Annotated in this window: 16 protein-coding genes and 1 tRNA gene; 7 read left to right on the top strand and 10 right to left on the bottom strand. The window is 40.1% G+C overall.

The annotated features are described in order from the left end of the window. Positions 1-179: 179 nt before the first annotated feature. Together secA and FWE37_04850 are read left to right on the top strand one after the other, a co-directional pair. Positions 180-2,903: a preprotein translocase subunit SecA gene (secA, locus tag FWE37_04855; GenBank protein ID MCL2520314.1), complete on the top strand. Its 2,724-nt coding sequence runs from the start codon at positions 180-182 to the stop codon at positions 2,901-2,903. A 23-nt stretch (positions 2,904-2,926) separates the two neighbouring features. Continuing rightward, complete coding sequence (locus tag FWE37_04850) at positions 2,927-3,283, top strand: lipocalin family protein (GenBank protein MCL2520313.1); 357 nt, start codon at positions 2,927-2,929, stop codon at positions 3,281-3,283. 10 nt (positions 3,284-3,293) lie between these two features. On the opposite strand, the gene FWE37_04845 is transcribed toward FWE37_04850, so the two are convergent. From FWE37_04845 to FWE37_04835, 3 genes are read right to left on the bottom strand one after another with little or no spacing between them, the layout of a single operon-like run. Next, positions 3,294-4,163 carry a hypothetical protein gene (locus FWE37_04845; protein ID MCL2520312.1) on the bottom strand — a complete coding sequence of 290 codons (870 nt, stop codon included), beginning with the start codon at positions 4,161-4,163 and terminating at the stop codon, positions 3,294-3,296. Between the two features lie 21 nt (positions 4,164-4,184). Next, positions 4,185-4,892 (bottom strand): 23S rRNA (guanosine(2251)-2'-O)-methyltransferase RlmB, encoded by a 708-nt coding sequence (gene rlmB / locus FWE37_04840; GenBank protein ID MCL2520311.1) that lies wholly within the window; start codon positions 4,890-4,892, stop codon positions 4,185-4,187. Positions 4,893-4,952: 60 nt separating this feature from the next. Then, the gene (locus FWE37_04835; protein ID MCL2520310.1) at positions 4,953-6,515 is read right to left on the bottom strand and encodes a hypothetical protein; all 1,563 of its coding nucleotides are present in this window, start codon (positions 6,513-6,515) and stop codon (positions 4,953-4,955) included. 165 nt (positions 6,516-6,680) lie between these two features. On the opposite strand from FWE37_04835, the gene FWE37_04830 reads away from it, so the two are divergent. Next, entirely contained in the window at positions 6,681-7,103 is a 423-nt protein-coding gene (locus tag FWE37_04830; GenBank protein MCL2520309.1) for a YbaY family lipoprotein, read from the top strand. 62 nt (positions 7,104-7,165) lie between these two features. Continuing rightward, positions 7,166-8,281 (top strand): leucine-rich repeat domain-containing protein, encoded by a 1,116-nt coding sequence (locus FWE37_04825; protein MCL2520308.1) that lies wholly within the window; start codon positions 7,166-7,168, stop codon positions 8,279-8,281. A gap of 85 nt (positions 8,282-8,366) precedes the next feature. Here the strand turns inward: FWE37_04825 and FWE37_04820 are convergent. The 3 genes from FWE37_04820 to FWE37_04810 form a co-directional block, all read right to left on the bottom strand. Beyond that, positions 8,367-8,440: transfer RNA gene (locus FWE37_04820), tRNA-Ile, on the bottom strand. A gap of 67 nt (positions 8,441-8,507) precedes the next feature. Further along, on the bottom strand, positions 8,508-9,470 hold the full coding sequence (locus tag FWE37_04815; protein MCL2520307.1) for a GDP-mannose 4,6-dehydratase: 963 nt from the start codon (positions 9,468-9,470) through the stop codon (positions 8,508-8,510). Next, positions 9,464-10,258: a class I SAM-dependent methyltransferase gene (locus tag FWE37_04810; protein MCL2520306.1), complete on the bottom strand. Its 795-nt coding sequence runs from the start codon at positions 10,256-10,258 to the stop codon at positions 9,464-9,466. Before FWE37_04810 ends, FWE37_04815 begins: the two co-directional genes overlap by 7 nt. Positions 10,259-10,387: 129 nt before the next feature. On the opposite strand from FWE37_04810, the gene FWE37_04805 reads away from it, so the two are divergent. Then, positions 10,388-11,491 carry an adenylate/guanylate cyclase domain-containing protein gene (locus FWE37_04805; GenBank protein ID MCL2520305.1) on the top strand — a complete coding sequence of 368 codons (1,104 nt, stop codon included), beginning with the start codon at positions 10,388-10,390 and terminating at the stop codon, positions 11,489-11,491. Positions 11,492-11,717: 226 nt separating this feature from the next. After that, entirely contained in the window at positions 11,718-12,686 is a 969-nt protein-coding gene (locus FWE37_04800) for an AAA family ATPase (GenBank protein MCL2520304.1), read from the top strand. Positions 12,687-12,777: 91 nt separating this feature from the next. Here FWE37_04800 and FWE37_04795 read toward each other — a convergent pair whose 3' ends face one another. Beyond that, on the bottom strand, positions 12,778-14,040 hold the full coding sequence (locus FWE37_04795; protein ID MCL2520303.1) for a hypothetical protein: 1,263 nt from the start codon (positions 14,038-14,040) through the stop codon (positions 12,778-12,780). Between the two features lie 428 nt (positions 14,041-14,468). Then, complete coding sequence (locus FWE37_04790; protein ID MCL2520302.1) at positions 14,469-15,842, bottom strand: MATE family efflux transporter; 1,374 nt, start codon at positions 15,840-15,842, stop codon at positions 14,469-14,471. Positions 15,843-16,483: 641 nt separating this feature from the next. Here FWE37_04790 and FWE37_04785 point away from each other — a divergent pair. After that, positions 16,484-17,584, top strand: a complete 1,101-nt coding sequence (locus tag FWE37_04785; GenBank protein MCL2520301.1) for a methyl-accepting chemotaxis protein — start codon at positions 16,484-16,486, stop codon at positions 17,582-17,584. Between the two features lie 91 nt (positions 17,585-17,675). Here the strand turns inward: FWE37_04785 and FWE37_04780 are convergent, their stop codons facing one another. Together FWE37_04780 and FWE37_04775 are read right to left on the bottom strand one after the other, a co-directional pair. Next, a complete protein-coding gene (locus FWE37_04780) occupies positions 17,676-19,052 on the bottom strand; it encodes an MATE family efflux transporter (protein ID MCL2520300.1) in 1,377 nt (458 codons plus the stop codon). 88 nt (positions 19,053-19,140) lie between these two features. Further along, a partial coding sequence (locus FWE37_04775) for a hypothetical protein (protein ID MCL2520299.1) occupies positions 19,141-19,817 on the bottom strand: 677 nt, incomplete at its 5' end.

The raw sequence follows: 19,817 nt of genomic DNA, 5'->3' as shown, positions 1-19,817 counted from the left end.
TGGGTACTTTCTATTACGGCTTACTCTGGGGTCTTCTATTACCCTAAAATATTCTAATATATTTCTTTTCTCTTCTTCCATTACTCCTTTTTACCATATTTCTTTTATATGCTCTAGCCCTGTAAAAATTGCCGATAGCTCTTGACTTAATAATTAAATAACCCTAATATGGTAAAGTTATGTTACAAAAACTCCTCACCTTAATATTTGGTAATAAATACGAGCGCGACCTTAAAGCCTTACTGCCTATCTTGCATAAGGTAAACGATTGGGAAAATTGGGCTTTAGCTTTAAAAGATGCCGACTTTCCCGCCGAAACAACCAAACTTAAAGAACGGTTAGCTGCCGGTGGAAGCCTTGATGACCTACTGCCGGAAGCCTTTGCTTTAGCGCGCGAAGCTTGTAGACGGGTATTAGGCGAACGCCCTTACGATGTACAGATACTCGGCGGTATTAACTTGCATAAGGGCCGTATTACCGAAATGAAAACCGGTGAAGGTAAAACCCTAACTAGCGTTACCGCCGCCTACTTAAATGCCCTAAGCGGCAAAGGGGTGCATGTTGTTACGGTAAACGATTATTTAGCCGAGCGCGATAGCCAATGGATGGGCCGCGTGCATAACTTTTTAGGTTTAAGTGTAGGGGTTATTTTAAGCACTATGGATGCCGAAGCCCGCCAAAAATCTTACAGCTGCGATATTACCTATGCCACCAACAACGAACTGGGCTTTGATTATTTACGCGATAATATGCGTTGGGATAGCAAAGCTAAGAGCCAGCGCAGCCATAACTTTTGTATTATTGACGAAATTGACAGCATTTTAATTGACGAAGCGCGTACACCTTTAATTATATCGGGTGCGGTGGAAGAAGACACCACTAAAATATCTGAAATTGATAAACTTGTTAAATTTTTTGACGAAGTTAAAAAAGACCCCGAAACCGGCCTTTACCCCGTTGACGACCCTTTAGTTAAAACGGTGGCCGATGGCGACTATAAATTAGATGAAAAAAATAAACGCATTATCTTTACCGACCCCGGTATGAACAAGATGGAAAAGCTGCTTACCGAACGCGGCAAAATTAAAGGCACCCTCTTTGATGAGCAAAATTTTGAATGGGTGCATTACTTTACCCAAGCGATGAAAGCCCATTTGCTCTTTCATAAAGATGTCGATTATATTGTCGATGACGATAAAGTTTTAATTGTTGATGAGCACACCGGCCGTACCTTGCATGGCCGCCGCTATAACGACGGCCTCCATCAAGCTATAGAGGCTAAAGAAAGTATCCGCGTAGCCAAACGCAATGTAACGCTGGCTACCATTACCTTTCAAAACTTTTTTAGAATGTACGCTAAAATGTGCGGTATGACCGGTACCGCCGATACCGAAGCCCGCGAATTTGCTAAAATTTATAACCTCGATGTCGCCGTTATCCCCAGTAACCGCCCCTTAGCGCGTATCGATGAACAAGATGAAATTTACTTAAACGAACAATTTAAATTTGAAGCTATCGCTAAAGAGATTGGTGAACGGCATAAAGCCGGCCAACCTATCTTGGTGGGTACCGTTAGTGTAGAAAAAAGCGAGGCTTTAAGTAAGTTACTTACTAAACGCGGTGTAAGGCATGAGGTACTTAACGCTAAAAATCATGGCCGCGAAGCCCTTATTATAGCCGAAGCAGGAGCTAAAGGCAGCGTAACCATTGCCACCAACATGGCCGGTAGAGGTACCGACATTAAATTAGGCGGCAACCCCGAACAGCGCGCCCGCCGCAAAGTGGGAACAGAAGCCAGCGAAGAAGAATACCAAACCGCCCTTAAAAAAGAGCTGCTTAAATGGCAAGATGAATATAACGAAGTGCTCGCCTTAGGCGGCCTTTATGTGGTGGGTACCGAACGCCACGAAAGCCGCCGTATCGATAACCAGCTGCGCGGCCGTTCGGGCCGGCAAGGTGATGCCGGACGCAGCAAGTTTTTTATCAGCTTAGACGACGACTTAATGCGTTTGTTTGGTGGCGAGCGTTTTAGAGGTATGATGGCGCGGCTAGGCATGAACGATGGTGAAGCTTTGCAGCACCCTATGCTTTCGCGCTCTATCGAGCGAGCGCAAAAACGTGTGGAAGACCGTAACTACGAAATTCGTAAACATCTTTTAGATTACGATGATATTTTAAACAAACAACGTACCTATATTTACGAAGTGCGCAACAGTGTACTCACCGATGAGGCGATGAAAGAGCGTATCTTACGTACGGGGGTAGAATTAGCCACTGAGCTTGTCGAAGCTAAAAATAAAACCAATGAAAAATTATTAGAAGATTTAAAACAGCAGCTTAACTTTATACCAAGCGATACCGCTGAATTTTTAAATAAAAATAACGAAGCCCGCAAAGCTTTTATAGCTGGTTACTTAACCCAAGACCTTAACGAAAAAGAGGCTTTAACCTCATCGGAAGTGCTTAACCAATTTATACGCTATGAGTATTTACGCGCCCTTGATGATAAATGGCAAAACCACCTAGAGGCGATGGAAGGCCTGCGTGAGGCGGTAGGACTGCGCAGTTATGCCCAAAAAAACCCCCTCGTAGAGTACAAAATTGAAGGCTCTAATTTGTTTAACCGTATGTTAGATGATATACCGCCGCTATTAGCCGCTAAAATTTTTCAAATTCGTATTCAAAAAGCTCCGGCCGTACGTACTTCTAAAGTTATTGCCGGCGAGGCACGGCATAATAGTATGGGTAACCTTGATGCTATGCGCACCAAAAGCGGCGAACGCAGTGAAGCCAATGCCGCAAAGGTTACCGTTAGGCGTACCGAACCCAAAGTTGGCCGCAACGACCCTTGCCCCTGCGGCAGCGGCAAAAAGTATAAGTTTTGCCACGGAGCGGGCAAATAGCTGAAAAGTGGAAGAGAGGCTTTATGAAGAGTAAAATTTGGTTTTTATTATTTTTTGTTGCGGCTAATAGTTACGCCAATAACAGCCCTTTTGCCAATAGCATTTTTGCGGCTACCCATCCATGGGGTTATGAGCCCTCTAACTTTTTGATATTTAGTGATGATGGTACGGCAGAGCATAGAGTTACTATTGGCGGTATTAATGGCCATATTGCTGACTCTGCACTGTTTACTTATAGTATAGATGGTAATATGTTAACTCTTACCCCTATAAACAGTGGCTGGGTTCGAAATTTTCGTATTAGTAACGATGGCAATACCCTTGATTTTATAACGACCAGCGGAGAGTTGTCTTATGACCCGCCTTATATACGGCAGTAATGATAAAAAGCTAGCTTTTTTTAGCTTTAGCCAGCTCCTCTTTAAGACGGGCTATCTCTTCATTTTGCTTTTCTAAGATTTGTTCTTTAAGAGTAATTTCTTCATTTAGCCCTTCTAAGGCTTGGTCTTTAATAGTAAGTACTTCGCTTAATTGGCCAATTACCTTACTTTGCAGTAAAGCTTCTTCTTTTAGTTGGGTATTCTCTTGGCTGGTTAAAGTTATTACACGCTGCTGCTCTTCGGCTCGGTCTTTTTCGGCCTTCAGCAGTTTGGTAAGTTTTTCTTCCCCTTTATTTTTAAGCATAGCAAAATCAAGTAACCGTTTCATTATGCCCTGCTCTTCCATACTAGTACATTCACCGCCGCTTAGCAAAATATGGTTACGAACTTTTAGTTCCAAAAAGAGACTAGCTTGTATTAATTTTTGAGTGCTGCTAATATCGGCGGTACTAAAAACAAGGTCGGCCTTTTCGCATGGGTGATTATGCACAAAAACAACCTGCGAGGCATCGTAGTAGTTAAAGCCTCTAAAAACCTCTTTTACTTTTAGCTTTACGTTCCATTCACCGCCTATAGCCACTAAATCGATAAAAGCTAAGTGCCCCTCGTTATTAAAGCCCAAAGTCCAAAAATATTCACGGCTCATATCGTAACCCTCTTCATTAAGCCGAATGATAGGCCAACGTTTGCCTTTTGTTCTTAGTGGGATATAAACTTCTGGGCCACTTTTCTTTACCTCTTTATCTGCGGGAGGAACAGTGGTAAGGTCTATCTTCATTTCATGCTTTAAAAAAGCCTCAATTATAACACTAACATCATTACTTATACTGGCCGACCAATATAAATCTTTCTCTGGAATTTTTACATCTTCTAAATCCATTTTTAATTATACCATAATTTATTAGCTTTGTAACTGGTACAAACATATCCCTGCCGCTACAGCCACGTTTAAACTATCTAACCTATTGTTAGTGGGTATGCTGATTAAATGGTCGCAATTTTTACGCACCAACTGAGCAAGGCCTTTGCCTTCGCTGCCCATAACTAAGGCAGCTTTGGCCGTAACTTTAACTTTGTTAATGGGTTCGCCATCTTTAGTAGTGCCGTAAAGCCAAAATCCGGCCTCTTTAAAGGCTTTAAGGGCGGCATTAATGTTGGGTACAGCACCGTGAGCCACCAGCTCGCTGGCGCCGGCGCTGGTGCGCATAACGGTATCGGTATCGCCTTGTGCGCTGCGGCGCTCGCCGTAAATTACTAAATCGACCCCAAAAAGGCAAGCGCTGCGTAATATAGCCCCCAAATTGTGCGGGTCGGTTACGCCATCAAGCACTACCACTAAGGCTTTATCTTTACCGGCTAAAGCCTCCATCTTTTTATCAAACCATTTTTGGCCGCCCAGCTCGGCCACCGGTATGGCTAAAGCCGCCTGAAAGGCTCCCATCTTTTTAAGCTCGTCTTTACTAACTTGTTTAACAGGAATAGCTCTTTTATTGGCTAAGGCAAGCAAGGGCCTTACCCTATCGTTTTCTTTAACATAAAATAAGGCTAGGGCTTTTTTGCCACCCTTTAAACGTTCTTCAATGCCGTGCAGGCTAGTTAAGTAATCCATAGGTTGTTACTATAACATAAATAGCCGGCAATTAATAGAGCTAACTACCAATGCCGATGATTAAAAAGTTATATCGTCGCGCATACCTACTATATCTTGCCGTCCCAACGGGTTACCGCCTACCCAAAGATGCGAAAGCCTTGTAAGACCAGTTATATCTAAGCCGGTTAACTGATTGTTACCCAAATCAACCGTCTGTAAGTTATTATTATTACTTAAATCTATGGTTGTTAGTTGGTTATTATAAACATCAAGCCGAACCAAGTTAATAAGGTTATCTATCTTCAAGTTGATAAGGTTACTGTTACGTATACTAAGCCAAGTTAAGTTAGTAAGATGATTTACCTTAATGCTGGTTAGCCTGTTACTGCCTACTTGCAGACTAGTTAAATTGGTGTTACTACTTAAATTAAGGGCTTCTAAAAAAGTTCGCTGAGCGCTAAGACTAATTAAATTAATATTATTACTTACATCAAGGTTAGTTAGCGGGTTTTGGCTTACATCAAGGTCTCTTAAATTAACAAGGTTGCTTACATCGATATTTATTAAGTTATTATCCCTTATACTTAATAATGTTAAATTTACATTATTGCTTAAATCGATATTTGTTAGTTGATTGTCATCTAACCATAATGCCGTTAAATTGGCAAAATTACTTAAGCTTATGCCGGTTACACCGTTACCGCTCATATCTAAATATGTTAAATTAATGTTATTGCTAATATCAAGGTTGGGCAGCTGGCTATACCTTACGCTAGGCTCCGTTAGATTTTCGGTAAAAAGCATATCAAAAGTAAAATCATCTATATCGGGCACAGCAAATGGGCTATTGCCTATACTAAGCCTAGTTAAATTGATAAGATTATTTATATTTAATTCAGTAAGGTAATTATTCCCTACCGAAAGTTCGGTTAAGTTGCTAAGATTATTAACCTTTAAGTTAGTTAAACGATTATTATTTACATTAAGGGTAATTAAATTTATATGCCGAGCAACATCTAAATTAGTTAGCCGGTTAAGAGACGCATCAAGATGGGTTAAATTAAGATTATTACTTATATCTAAAGCAGTAAGCCTATTCCGGCTTACGTTAAGGTAATTTAAATTTGTAAGCCGGTTTATATCTAAATGAATTAAACCGTTACTTACTGCCTTTAAGCTAATTAAATTAAAGTTGTTGTTTAAATCTAGGGTAAGTAACCTCCTATTATGGCTTACATCAAGCTCCATTAAATTAGGGTTATTACTTACATCTAAGCCGGTTAGCCCGTTAAAGCTTATGTTTAATGTGGTTAAGTTAGGCATAGTGCTTATATCTATAATTTGTATAAAGCCGTTATCACTTAAATCGAGATGGATTAAGCCAATTAAATACGATAAACCAGCCATATTACTGCCAAGCCTTTGGCGGCTGGCATTAAGCTGGGTAATTTCTGCTAAAGCATTACTTAAAGCTTGCCCTGTAAGATTAGCGTTATCACCCAATACATCAGCTATCACATGACGAAAGTTTTCGTTCGGGAATAAACTATTCAGGGTAGCATCAGCCGGTACCGGCAAACCCTGCCCATAAATATTTACCACAGTTGTTAGCAATAAAATTAAGATAAAAATTTTTCTCATAACCACCCTTTATACACTTTAATGACTAAAATTTTAAATTATCTAAGCCGGTTTGTCAACTAAACACCCAAATTTTACTATCAGTAAAATAAAGTTATAACCGGCTTACAGCTTGACTAAAACTTTATAAAACCGTAAACTTAATGAGTAATAGGTGATATAAATATGAAAAAACTACTTGCTTTAGCTATATTATCTTTAATAGCTGCTTGTACTCCCCAAGAGCTGCCGGTAGCCGCCATACAAACTATCGATATAGGCAATATTAGCTTAATACAAGGTACGCTTAGTTACCTAACCCGCGAAGCTATTCCGACACCTTATATTGTGGTGATAGAACTTTATCGTGTAGAGGGTGAAAGCCTACAGTTAATAGCCACCACCGATTTTTTAGAGGAAGGGCAAGTACCGGTAAATTATATGCTGGCCTTTAATGCCGATTTAGTTAATACCGCCACCGGCAGTTACCTCATTAATGCCCGCTTTTTAACGATAAGCGGTACAACTATTTACGAAGCGGCAGAGATGGTAAACCCTTTTAGCGGTAACGCCGGCGTTAATTTGCGTATGCAGCCAACCGGCTATTAGCTATCAGTTTTTTCTTTATTATTTAAATAAATACCTCCGAAACACTATAAAGGAGCTTTTAAATGAAAAAGTTTTTAATAATACTTTTGCTAATAACTACTTTAGCCAATATTTATGGACAAGGCTTACCGGTAGCGACTAACGCCAACCTTGCCAGCCTCTTTCCCGATGCGGCGCTGCGTAATATCATAGCTGCCCGTTTAGGTAACCAAGCTAACCTTACAGGGCAAGCCTTAAGCAATGCTTTAGCTGCCATTACCGGCGAACTTGATGTTAGCGAAAGAAATATAAATAATGCCGGTGGGATAGAATACCTAACCGGCTTAAATGTGCTAGATTTACGCCGTAATAACTTGCCGGGCATTAATGTAAGCAGCCTTGTTAATTTAACCGAGCTTTACGTAAGCGATACCGGCCTTACCAGCCTTAATGTAAGTAACAACCTTAATTTAACTAGGCTTAATGCCGGCCGTAACCAACTTACCAGCCTAGATGTAAGCCGCCTTACGAGCCTAACCTATCTTGCCATAGGCGGTAACCAACTGGCTACTATCGATGTAAGAAGGCTTACTTTGCTCACCGAACTTTTTGTGTGGGGCAACAGGCTAACTACCCTTGATGTAAGAAATAATGTTAATTTAACCGTACTTAATGCCGAAAACAACCAATTAACCCGCTTAGATACAAGACGGCTTACTAAACTAACTTATCTTGCCATCGATGATAATCAGTTAACCAGCTTTAATGCGCGTAATAACATTAATTTAACCCATCTTTATTTATGGGGCAACCAATTAACTAGGTTAGATGTTAGCCGCCTAACTTTACTCACCGAATTAGATGTAGGCGATAACCGCTTAACGAGGTTAGATGTAAACCGGCTTACCCAACTGGAATTTTTGGTTACCGTTGGCAACCAGCTAACGAACCTTAACGTAAACAATAATATTGAGTTAGTTCATCTTTACGTAAGTTATAACCCTTTAACCGAGCTTAATTTAAGTAATAATATAAATTTAACTAGGCTTGATGTAAGTTACACCCGCTTAACCGGCCTTGATATAACTAACCTTACCCAGTTAACTCATATTTGGATTTGGGGCTCGCCGCTGCCGCAGCAAAGAATAATTGGCTTTCATGCTAATATTATTCTCAATGCTCCGCGTAATAGCGACTAATTTTATTTTAAATACACATCGGCCTTTAAGTATTACGATTTTAAAAACAAAAAAAGGAAGCTTTTAAGCCTCCTTTTTTATTTTATGGGCCCGACAAGACTTGAACTTGTGACCCCTGCCTTATCAGGGCAGTACTCTAACCAGCTGAGCTACGAGCCCATAACAAAGCTATCTTAATAGTTATGGCCAAAGTTGTCAAGGGCTTTTTACCTTTTTTGACAAGTTATTAAAGGTAACTTTTAATTGTTTTAGTTAGTTCTTCTTCAAAGTTACCATTAAAACTAAAATTTAGCTGCTTAAGTTTATCACCGGTTATAATATAACGGCTATCGTGACCTAATCTATCTATTATATAGGTAATTAAGTTTAAATAACCGGTCTCGCTTTGCCTAGTTTGCTGGGCCAATAACTTAGCTACAAGTTTTATCAAATGAAGATTAGTCATTTCGTAACCACTGGTAAGATTATAACTTTGTCCCAGCTCACCATATTTTAAAATATGCCACAAGGCACGGCTATGCTGGTCGGCATAAAGCCACGTGCGTCGCTGCTGCCCATCACCATAAATAGGCACAGCTTTAGCCGTTAAAAAACAGCCGATAGTTTTAGGAATTAATTTTTCGTTATGCTGCCCTTCCCCAAAGATGTTACAGCTGTTACTCATCGTTACCGCTAGGCCATAGGTGGTACGATAGGCCATTACTAAGTGGGCGGCGGCGGCTTTACTGGCACTATAGGGCGATGAGGGGCGATAAGCTGCTGCTTCGCTAAAAGATTGACCGGCTTTAGCCGAGCCAAAGACCTCATCGGTATTAATATAATGAAAACGAATTTTTGAAGACGAAAGCCTTACGGCCTCCAATAAACTAAAAGTACCATTAACATTACTCTTAATAAAGTTAGCCGGGTTTTTAATACTATTATCTACATGGCTTTCGGCAGCAAAATGCACTACCGTATCTATATTATACTTAATTAAAAGTTTACTTATTAATTTTATGTTGTTAATATCGGCTTTAATAAAAATATAATTTTTATTATACAAGTTTTTTAAGCGGTCACTATCGGCAGCATAAGTTAGCTTATCTACATTAACTACCTTATTAACCAAATGATGAGCAAATAAAAAATTAATAAAATGGCTACCCACAAAACCACAGCCACCGGTAATAAGTAAATTATTTAACATTTTTCTGCCCTCAAAATAAAGGAGAGCGGAAAGCCTTTGTTATCATAAACGGCGGCGCTATCCATAATATCATAGTCGTATTCGTTAAGCTTTGTCGTTTTTAAGCTGTTTACCGCTAAGCCGTTAATGATAGCGGCCATTGTATGAACAAAACTGGTAAAGGTTTTAGATTTATATTTAACCGACATATAATCCATACCATCATCTTCTAAGCGAGGTTCGCTCTGAAAATACGGATAAGTTATGCGTTTTAAATCGCTGGGGTCATATTCAGCTTCACCCGGTATGGGCAGCATATTTAAAACCGGGTGAAAATCGTTAATAAGCACTAGCCCACCGGGCTTTAAGCACTCCGCAGCTTTAGCAAAAAGTACAGGTAAATCTTTAAACCAAGTTAATGCCCCTATGGTAAAAAGGATTATATCAAATTGATTAGCATAACTTGCCGGTATCTCTAAAATATTACAAGCCACAAAAGAACAATTTTTAAGACCGGCTTTTTCGGCAGTTTCTTGGGCTTGTTTAATAATATTTTCGGCAATATCAAACCCTACGCCGCTACCGGCACCACCGGCCACAAGCGATAGCAGCTCACGCCCATTATTACAACAAAATTGAGCCACTACTTTACCTTTAAAATTTATATTTTCCAGCTCGCTTTGCATATCTTTATTAAAAAAAGCCAAATATTCACTCTTTAACCGTAAATAGTTATTATCACCCCAATGAGGCTGCTTGTTATCAAAGGCCTCTTCCCAAGCGGCTTTATTACTTTGAATATAACTCATCTTTAACACCCCTCATTTACAAGTTATCTTAAAACCACTTATTTGTCAATGATAGCTTTTAGCATTAATTTACAATAATACCGCCGGCGGCCTTGCTTAATAGTGTTTTTTAGGCTATTATATAGGACAATGTGCGGCGTTATTTTAATTATTGGTACACTAGATTACTCGGCTTGGGAGGGCGACCTCATAGGATTAGCCCAAAAAGAAGGCTTTGATGAATGCGCTATTGCCCAAGCCAGTAATATGGAAGAAGCTTTTAGCGTTTTTTTTGAAAACTTACCCGTTTTAATTATTGCCGATACCTCCGTAGAGGGCGGCCGTGAAAACCTTGAAATGCTGAAAACCGAAGAGATGTACCGGCATATCCCCGTTATTGTTGTTACAGAGGAATATCAGGCTAATTTATATGAAAGGCTTTATACCTACGGTGTAGACCGCCTGCTTACCTACAAAGAGCTGGCCAGCGGTGTGCTGCCTATCATTGCTAAACCCCTACTAGTATCTAGCGCCCTTTTCCAGCTACAAATTATGCGCAGCAATGAATTACAAGAAAAAACCCTTTTTGATTTTATCCGCCTCGACTTACTTAAGCCCTATGTGCCGCGCACAATATGGAATATGGTGCAAAAAAATGCCGCTGCCCAAAAGCTGGAGATTAAAGAGCAAGAGATGGAGCTTACCCTTACCTTTGGCGATATTAAAGGCTTTACCACCGTATCGCAGCATCTTAAACCTGTTAATGTTATTAAATTTTTAAATGTGGCTTTTGATACCGTAACCAAGCATGTTTATGCCAATGACGGCGATATAGATAAATTTATTGGCGATGCCTTTTTTGCCGTTTTTAAAGAGCCTGCTAATGCCATTAAAGCTATGGTAAGCATTCAAAGAGAGCTGGCCGCTATACGTGATAAACATTTGCAAGATGGCGATATAGCGGTACAGTTTAGGATAGCTGTGCACTCCGGTACCGTAATTAGGGGTAATGTGGGCGGCAACGGCCGTTTTGATAACACCTTAATTGGCGATGCCGTTAATACCACCAGCCGCCTTGAGCACGAATCGCCGCTGGGGGATATACTTATCTCGGAGGCTGCCGCTTTAAAGGCCGGGCTTAATATGCCGCGCAGCGAAATGCTGGAATTTGATTTGCGCGGTCGTGATAAAGCTATTTACGCCTTTCCTTACTTTGAGAATGTAAAGAAAGGTTTGATTGAAGAGAGATATTAAATAATCACCTGTTTTTTATTATTGAATAAAAGATGCCAGCGTACCTGTAATATTATTACTTTCATTCATAACTATAGTATTATTAATAAATATAAACTCTTTTTGTTCATTCCCGTTAATAATTATTAAACAGCGTTATTAATTTATTTTTAATATCTATTCATTAATTGTTTTGACGACTGTAACACCATTAGACAAAACTTTTACTTTAAGCTATAATGGTAAAATGCTTAACGAAGTTGAAATTAAAAAAGCTCACGCCATTATTTTATTTTTGCGTGAAAGTATTGCCGAACGTTTAGTTGGCCAAACCAAATTGGTAGATGGCCTTATTATTGGTTTAGTATCGGGTGGCCATGTGTTGGTAGAAGGCGCTCCCGGTCTAGCTAAAACCTTAGCCGTTAATACCCTATCTCAAATTACCGGATTAGATTTTAAACGCATTCAATTTACGCCCGATTTGCTGCCGGCCGATATTGTGGGCACAATGGTTTACAATCAGGGGCAAGGCAACTTTACCACTAAAAAAGGGCCTATCTTTAGTAACCTTATTTTGGCCGATGAAATTAACCGTGCCCCCGCCAAAGTACAAAGCGCTTTACTCGAGGCTATGGCCGAACGGCAAGTTACCATCGGCGGCGAAAGCCACAAACTGCCCGAACCTTTTTTGGTGCTGGCCACCCAAAACCCTATCGAGCAAGAAGGAGCTTACCAACTGCCGGAGGCTCAGTTAGACAGATTTTTAATTAAAGTTAAAATAACTTATCCCAGCCCCAGCGAAGAGTTACAAATTTTACGATTGGTAGGGGTAGAAAAAGAAGCCAAACGCTTAAGAGTTATTAACAAAGCCGATTTAATAGAGCTTAAAAAACTAGCCGAACAAGTTAGCGTAGATGATAGTATAGAGCGTTATATTGTTAGTTTAGTGTTGGCCAGCCGCAGTACAGAAAGCCATTTAAACTTTACCAAATTAGTAGAATATGGCGCCAGCCCGCGTGCCACCATCGCTTTGTACCGGGCCGCTAAAGTACGTGCTCTTTTTGCCGGACGTGGTTTTGTTGTACCCGATGATGTTAAAGCTAGCATTTACGAGGTGATGCGCCATCGTATTGTACTGAGTTACGAGGCGGAGGTAGAAGAAATGACCACCGATGATGTTATAAGCGAAATATTAGCGGCGGTAGCCGTACCTTAGGTAGGCGGGCTAATAACTTTTGTAATTACTTACTTATAATATAAATAAAGCCCCCACATCGAGGGGGCTTGTTATGTAACAGTAACTTTAATTAAGGGTTATAAGGCACCATTGTATACTCTAAAGTAGGGGCGATACCTTCGCTATCGATGGTAGCCCAGCTGGCAGCTATAGAGCCGGCGCTGTAGGCTCCGCTATACTCTCCCCGCCAAACTCTTACCAGTAACACTGCTTGGCCTTGACTGTTAATAACACCGGTAAGCTCCATAAAGGCATTTAAGCCGGTACCGCCCCAAGCAACATCGGTTTGTGTACCGCCGGGTAAACCGGTGCGGATACGGCCGTCGGCAGCATAATTTAAGCTCCATACCGTTGTGGTATTATTACCGCCGCCGTATTCGCCGGCATTAGCGTTCCAGCGGTTAATAATTAAATTATTACTGCTTAACTGCATAGTGTGACGGCCGGCGGCTACAAAGGTATCGCCATTTAAAAAGCCATCAATCAAAGCGCCGGCATCAGGTGGAATAGTGCCGATAGGGGGCGTAGGAGGCACGGTCCCGATAGGTGGAGTAACTTCGGCCGGTGGTACCGTACCAACTGGCGGCGTAACGCCGGTAGGTGGTATGGTTCCGATAGGTGGTGTAATAGCCCCTAATTCGTGGTAGGTAATATCGGCCACCGTTACATTACTAAAGGAGTTAAACAAACTTAATACCTCTGCCTTAGCATTATTTAGCAAAATAATTAAGTTACGGGCGCCGGTATCGTATAACTCTACATCAATAATTACTTCAATTTCGGCATCGGCAAGGGCGCTGCCATTGGCCGGCGGAGCGCCATTTACATTAATAGCAATGTAAGTGTGGCTAACATTGTCTGTGCCAAGCGCATACCTAACGGCCCCATCAATCACACTAAGAGCAGGCAGCCTATACAACACGCCTTCGCTTACCGTTATTGTTAAGTTATGGGCATTAAAGCCTCTATCGGTAAATAAGTTAGCAATAGCATGCTCGATAGTATCGTCATCTATAGCTACACCTCTATGGGTTGGCCCTTCTATTAATTGAATATTAACGTTTACAGCAATAGCGGCATCGGCAGGAGCTTCGCTACCGGCAACATGATTAGCCACAGTATACCTAGTAACATCAATGGCCGTTACTCTAAAGCCGGTAGCCTCTAGAGCATCATCGGCACGTTCTACAATTTGGGCCTGTGTAGGCAAAGCAATTAAAACTTGCTCGGCTGCTCCCCCGCCGCTAGATTGAGAACCCCTATTATTACAGGCCAGCAAAGAAAAAGCTAATAACATAATTGATAAATAAGATAGTTTTGTAAATTTAGTCATATTGGCACACTCCTCTCATTTTTGATTTAATAACATTTTTGTTATTTACAGAAGTTAAATTATCGCGATACAGAGGCCTTATTTGACAAAGAGATAACACCTATTAAGCGCATTTAGATAACTTACATTTTACCCACAAATCGTGTAACCACTGCGAAGATTTATTTTTTTGTTTATTACACGATTGTCACGGTTATAGTCTATACCTTTCGCCAAAAAATTACAATACCTTTTTACGATATTTTTTGATAATATTTTCATTATTGTATTATAACGGTTTCTAATTGCTCTATAAAATGGTTAGTACTAATAAGTTAAAAACATAATTTAATGAGTAGGCTATATTTACCGTTTTATTAACCATATTGATGGAGCATAAAATTACTTAATAATAAAATTATTAAGATTATAAAAGGCTGCGCATAACCTTAAAATTGCTTAATCCATAGGCCATTTTTGTAACGCACAAAACAAATGGCATTTCTAATTAGTTCTTCTAATATAACTACACTATAAAGTAGCAGCGGCGGCACACCCAGCCATGCCAGCCATAAAATGAGCGGCACAGCTATTACCCACATTGTAATGGTTTGAGTTATGGTATAAAACCGTACATCACCGCCGGTACGTAAAATACCCACATTTAGCAAATACTCTAAAGTGCGCAAACCAAATAAAATGGCGCTTAAAAGTACAGCAGCTCTTAAATAGCTGGCGGTAAGCCCGCTAAAACCAAAAATATTAGCGATAAAAGGTAAAATAGCAAAAATAATAAGGGCCAATGGAATAGCGCTGACAAAATTTAACCTAATAAAAATTTTGGCTAAAAGTTTAGCTCTTTTAAGGTTATTTTCACCAATGGCTATACCCATAACAATACCGCACGAGCCGGCTATGGCTACTACAATCGTATAAAAAATGTACAAAAAGCTATCTACCGCTGCAAAGGCCGCTACCACCTCTGTGCCGGCTATGGCAAAAGCGCGCCTGTAAGCTGTAAAGCCTAAACCAAACATTAAATCGGCCACTACCACAAAAAAGGTAAGACCAAAAAATTGTTTAAGCAAGGTAAACCCTTCGGGCGAAATAAAATGAAAATAATCTTTAAAGCCTTTACGGATAGGGTTTTTAGCCGACATAAACAAAATAATGTTTAAAGCCGAGTCGGCTACCCACGAAACAACTACGGCAATAGCTGCCCCAGCCACGCCCATAGCCGGCGCTCCTAAGTTGCCAAAAATAAAAACCCAATTTAAAAAAATATTAAAAAAGACGGTAAAAAAAGCTATCCACATAGGGTAGTGGCTTTTTTCGATACTCCTAAACAGCGAAGATACGGTAAGCGAGACAGCTACAAAAGGAAAAGATATAGTAATAATACGCAGGTATTGGCTGCCATAATAAACCACAGCCGGGTCGCTGCTCATAATACTCATCACCCAATAAGCCCCAAAATAAAAACCAACCATACCCAGCACGGCCGCCACTAATACCAAAGCCGTTGTTAAACCAAAGGTGGTACGCATAGCTTTAAAATCGTCGCGCCCCCAATAGCGGCTAAAAAACACCGCCGCACCGCTGCCCAAACCAAAAAAGATAAGCAGCAAATTGTTAAAGAGCTGGTTAGCAAGGCTAACGCTAGCTACGCCTACTTCGGCGCTAAAGCGGCTAATCATAATAATATCGGTTAGCCCTAAAACTACCACCAGCACCATCTCTATCGCAATGGGAGCGGCCAGTTTTAAAAGATAGGGGAAGAACTCCTTTTCGATAGGAAATAATTTTTTAAATAAAGTGTTCATAAAATTTATTTGTTTTAGTACAGCTCCTAACTGTACCACCCTGCGGCTTACAGCCTTTAGGCGGCGTTACCTTAAACTATCTTTTTATAAAAGATATGGCTATAATTATGGGTTAGCAAAACTAACCATAGATTTTAAGGTTTAAATTGATTGTTGATAAATTTAAATAATACGGGGGTGCGCCTTTACCGTAAGTAAACCCACTTATAGGCCACAAGTATCCTATAAATGCTAGCCGGCAACTTAATAAAGGGCAATAAATATCAGGGAATATCTTTGTAAAAAGTGCTGTATAAACTTAAACGGCACGGTTGGTTTTTGATTTTTTTAGTTTTTTTGTTCATATTAAGGCCACAACCTTTAACTATGTATAAATATAGCACATAAATTATGGGTTGTCAAGGGTGGTAACTATCCATTTATAGGTACCAAAACACACAAGTAGCCGGCCGCTTATAAGGCAGCTTTGCAGCAGGCTTTAATTGTTTTAAATTACCTTAAAAAGATATTGACAACGCACAATTATTAACCTATAATACTGCCAATAACTATTATAATAGTTTTAGAAAAGAAATCTTTACATAGTATTGACTAATTCTTTACTAACCACTGTTTTTATAAATTTAAATTAGGAGATTACTATGAAATTTAAACTTAACTTACGCGGCAAAATATTACTCATCTTTTTAGCCGTATCTATTCTCAGTTTAATAATAAGTTTACTCATTACCATGACTATTACCAACATTCCGGCAGCCGATATAATTCAATACTTTTTAATCTTTGGCTTAATTACTCTTATAGGAATTATTTTAACTACTCTTTTAGTAGCTAATTGGTTAGTTAAGTTAATTAAGGCTGTTAATAACTTTATAGTAACCGTTGAAAACGGCGACCTAACCCATAATATAGATAAAAAACTAAGCGGCCGCAGTGATGAAATAGGCGAGCTGGCCATACATAGTAATTTAATGATGGAGCGCCTGCACCACGAAGTAGAGCTTATCCACGATGTAGCCGACGAAGTGAAACTTTTAATTACCGAAATAGATACCGATAGCGACAATATTGCCGATAGCAGCAGCTCGCAGGCCGCTACTGCCGAAGAGATTAGCGCCAACATAGAAGAGTTAAGCAGCACCATTACCAGCAACAATGAAAATACCAAAAATACCGAAAAACTGGCCGATAAAATAGTACAAAATGCCCAAACCGGTGGTGCAGAGGTAGATAAAACTGTAGAAGCTATGCAAACCATTGCCGAAAAGATTAGTATTATAGAAGAAATAGCCAAACAAACTAACTTACTCGCTCTTAACGCCGCCATTGAGGCAGCCCGTGCCGGCGAAGCCGGACGCGGTTTTGCCGTTGTGGCCGGTGAGGTACGTAAACTAGCCGAACGCAGTGCTATAAGCGCCACCGAAATTACCGCACTATCGCAAACCAGCCTCGAAATTACCAATAGGGCAGGCGACTCTATTGGTAAAATTGTACCGCAAATTCGGCAAGCCGCCGAACTTATCCAAGAGGTATCTCATGCCACCTCGCAGCAAAAATCGGGTATTAATCAAATTGAAGAAGCCGTTATTCAACTAAGTAATTCCTCGCAACATAATGCCGCTACCAGTGAGCACCTTGCCGGCGCTGTAAATCATTTACGTAACGAAATGATAAAACTAGAAAAAGAAATTGCTTTTTTTAAAACTAATAGAGGGAAAACTAAATTAATAAATAGTAACTAACAGTGAATAGTTAAATACCGGCAAAAGTTAAACTTTTGCCGGTATAACACTGTTATAATTCTTCGCTATTACCTATTAAATATTAACTAAATTAAACTTGTTTTATCCAGCGTCCCGTACGATAACGCAGCATATAAAAGAAGCAGCGCACAATTTCTTCGCCTACCACTATTAAATAAAGCACAAAGGGCGGCATACCTAAAAATACCATTAAAAACAAAACCGGCACACCAAGCAGCCACATAGTTAATGCTTGAATAATGAGTAGCCATTTAACATCGCCGCCGGCGCGTAAAATGCCCACCGCCATCATATACTCAAACGACCTAAACCCAAAAAGTATACCGGTTATAATAGCCGCATGCACCATATAAGCAGCGGCATTGCCGCTTAAACTAAAGATAGCCGGCATAAAAGGAACGGTAGCCAACATGATTAATCCAAGCGGGATACCCATAATAAAGTTAAGCCTAATAAAAACTTTAGATAGGTGTTTTACTTTGCGTATATCATTTTCGCCAATAGTTTTGCCTAAAATAATACTACAAGCCGTACCAACACCAAAAAAAGCCACAAAAAATATTTGCATTAAACTGCTTATAGCGGCAAAGGCAGCCACTACCTCTGTACCGGCACGAGCAAAGGCGGCACGATAGGCGATAAGGGCCAATACCCAAACCATATCGCTGGCGGCAAGAGGAAGAGCCACCTTTAAATAACGGCCAACCATAGCAACATTTCGTTCGGCTAAAAATTTAAAATACTCGCTGTTAAAGCCGCTTATCGGGTTTTTGCGCGATAAAAGTAGTAATAAATTAAGTATAGCATCTAGCACACGTACCGCTAAATAGGCAATAGCGGCCCCAGCTACGCCCATAGCCGGTAGCCCTAAATTACCAAAAATAAAAACCCAATTTAAAAAGATATTAATAGGAATACAAGCAGCCGCTATCCACATAGGGTAATGGCTTTTCTCGACACTACGAAAGAACCCCGATACCATAATAGAAAAAGCGATAAAAGGCAGGCTAAGAGCAGCTATTCTTAAATATTGCACCGCATAGGTTATTACCTGTAGCTCGCCTTCTTCACCGGCCATTAAAGTTATAATGGGCACGGCATAAATATAAACCGCCACAGCCGCCAATAACGATAGTATAAGCACTACAGCGACAGTTAAACCAAAAGTAGCGCGTAGTTCGGTATAATTTTTAGCGCCCCAAGCACGGCTTAAAAAGACTCCGGCAGCGCTGCTAAATCCAAAGATAAGCATTATACCGCCAAAAAATATAGTGCCGGCAAGACTAATAGCGGCTATACCAACTTCGGCGCTATAGCGGCCTATCATAATAATATCGGTTACATCAACGGCAACATACAAGGCCGATTCTATAACAATAGGCAACGCTAAACTAATTAAGTAGGGGATAAAACCCTTTTCTACGGGTAATAATTTTTTTAAAAGCATATATTTTACTCTTTAATTTTAATCAGCCCCCTTTCATTAAAAAGGGGTGGCGGCAAATAAGATGGGTAGATAAAGCAGTGAATAAAAATTATAAAGAGAAAAAATCTTGATAAGTTACAATAGGTATGCCTAAACTACGCGCCTTATTTAATTTACTGGAGCCTGCATTAACATCATCGCAAACAAGCTTTACTGTGTACTTACTTACACTGCTTACCGCTGTATAACCCATTTCGGCTAGTTTAGCCTCTAACTGGCTACGCGGCAGCGGCCCTTTACCGGTTAAACATACCTCTCCCAAAGTAGCTATTAGGACAGCTTCTTCATCGGTAACATTAAGCACACTAAGCAGTTCACTTACTAACAGTTTATTAGCCGCATCGTCTCTCCAAGCAATTAAATTACGTCCTATAACATAACGATTATCATCAAAGTGCCAAAAGGCCTCTTTAGTCGTAATAGCCAATTTTTTAACGGCCTTTTTGCCTACCAGCCTAATCCCTAAATAACTAATAAAACTACTAATAGTTAAGTTACGGCTTTTTTTCAGCTCGTTAAAAAAGTTTTCGGTCTTTTTATCGCCAAAACCCTCTAGCAAAAATAAATCGCTAGCCTTAACACTATACAAATCTTTGATGGCTTTGACAAGCCCCACTTCATAAAGCTTTCTGATGGTAGCTTCAGCGATATTCTCCATACCACTGCTTTTCACCCAGTACAAAATCTTTTGAATATTCACCTCTGGGCAATTATTATTAACACATT

It is taken from the genome of Spirochaetaceae bacterium (assembly GCA_009784515.1).
In the GTDB taxonomy this organism is placed as follows: domain Bacteria; phylum Spirochaetota; class Spirochaetia; order WRBN01; family WRBN01; genus WRBN01.
Note: the sequence above shows the minus strand (reverse complement) of the source record. Positions and strands in the feature narration are given on the sequence as shown.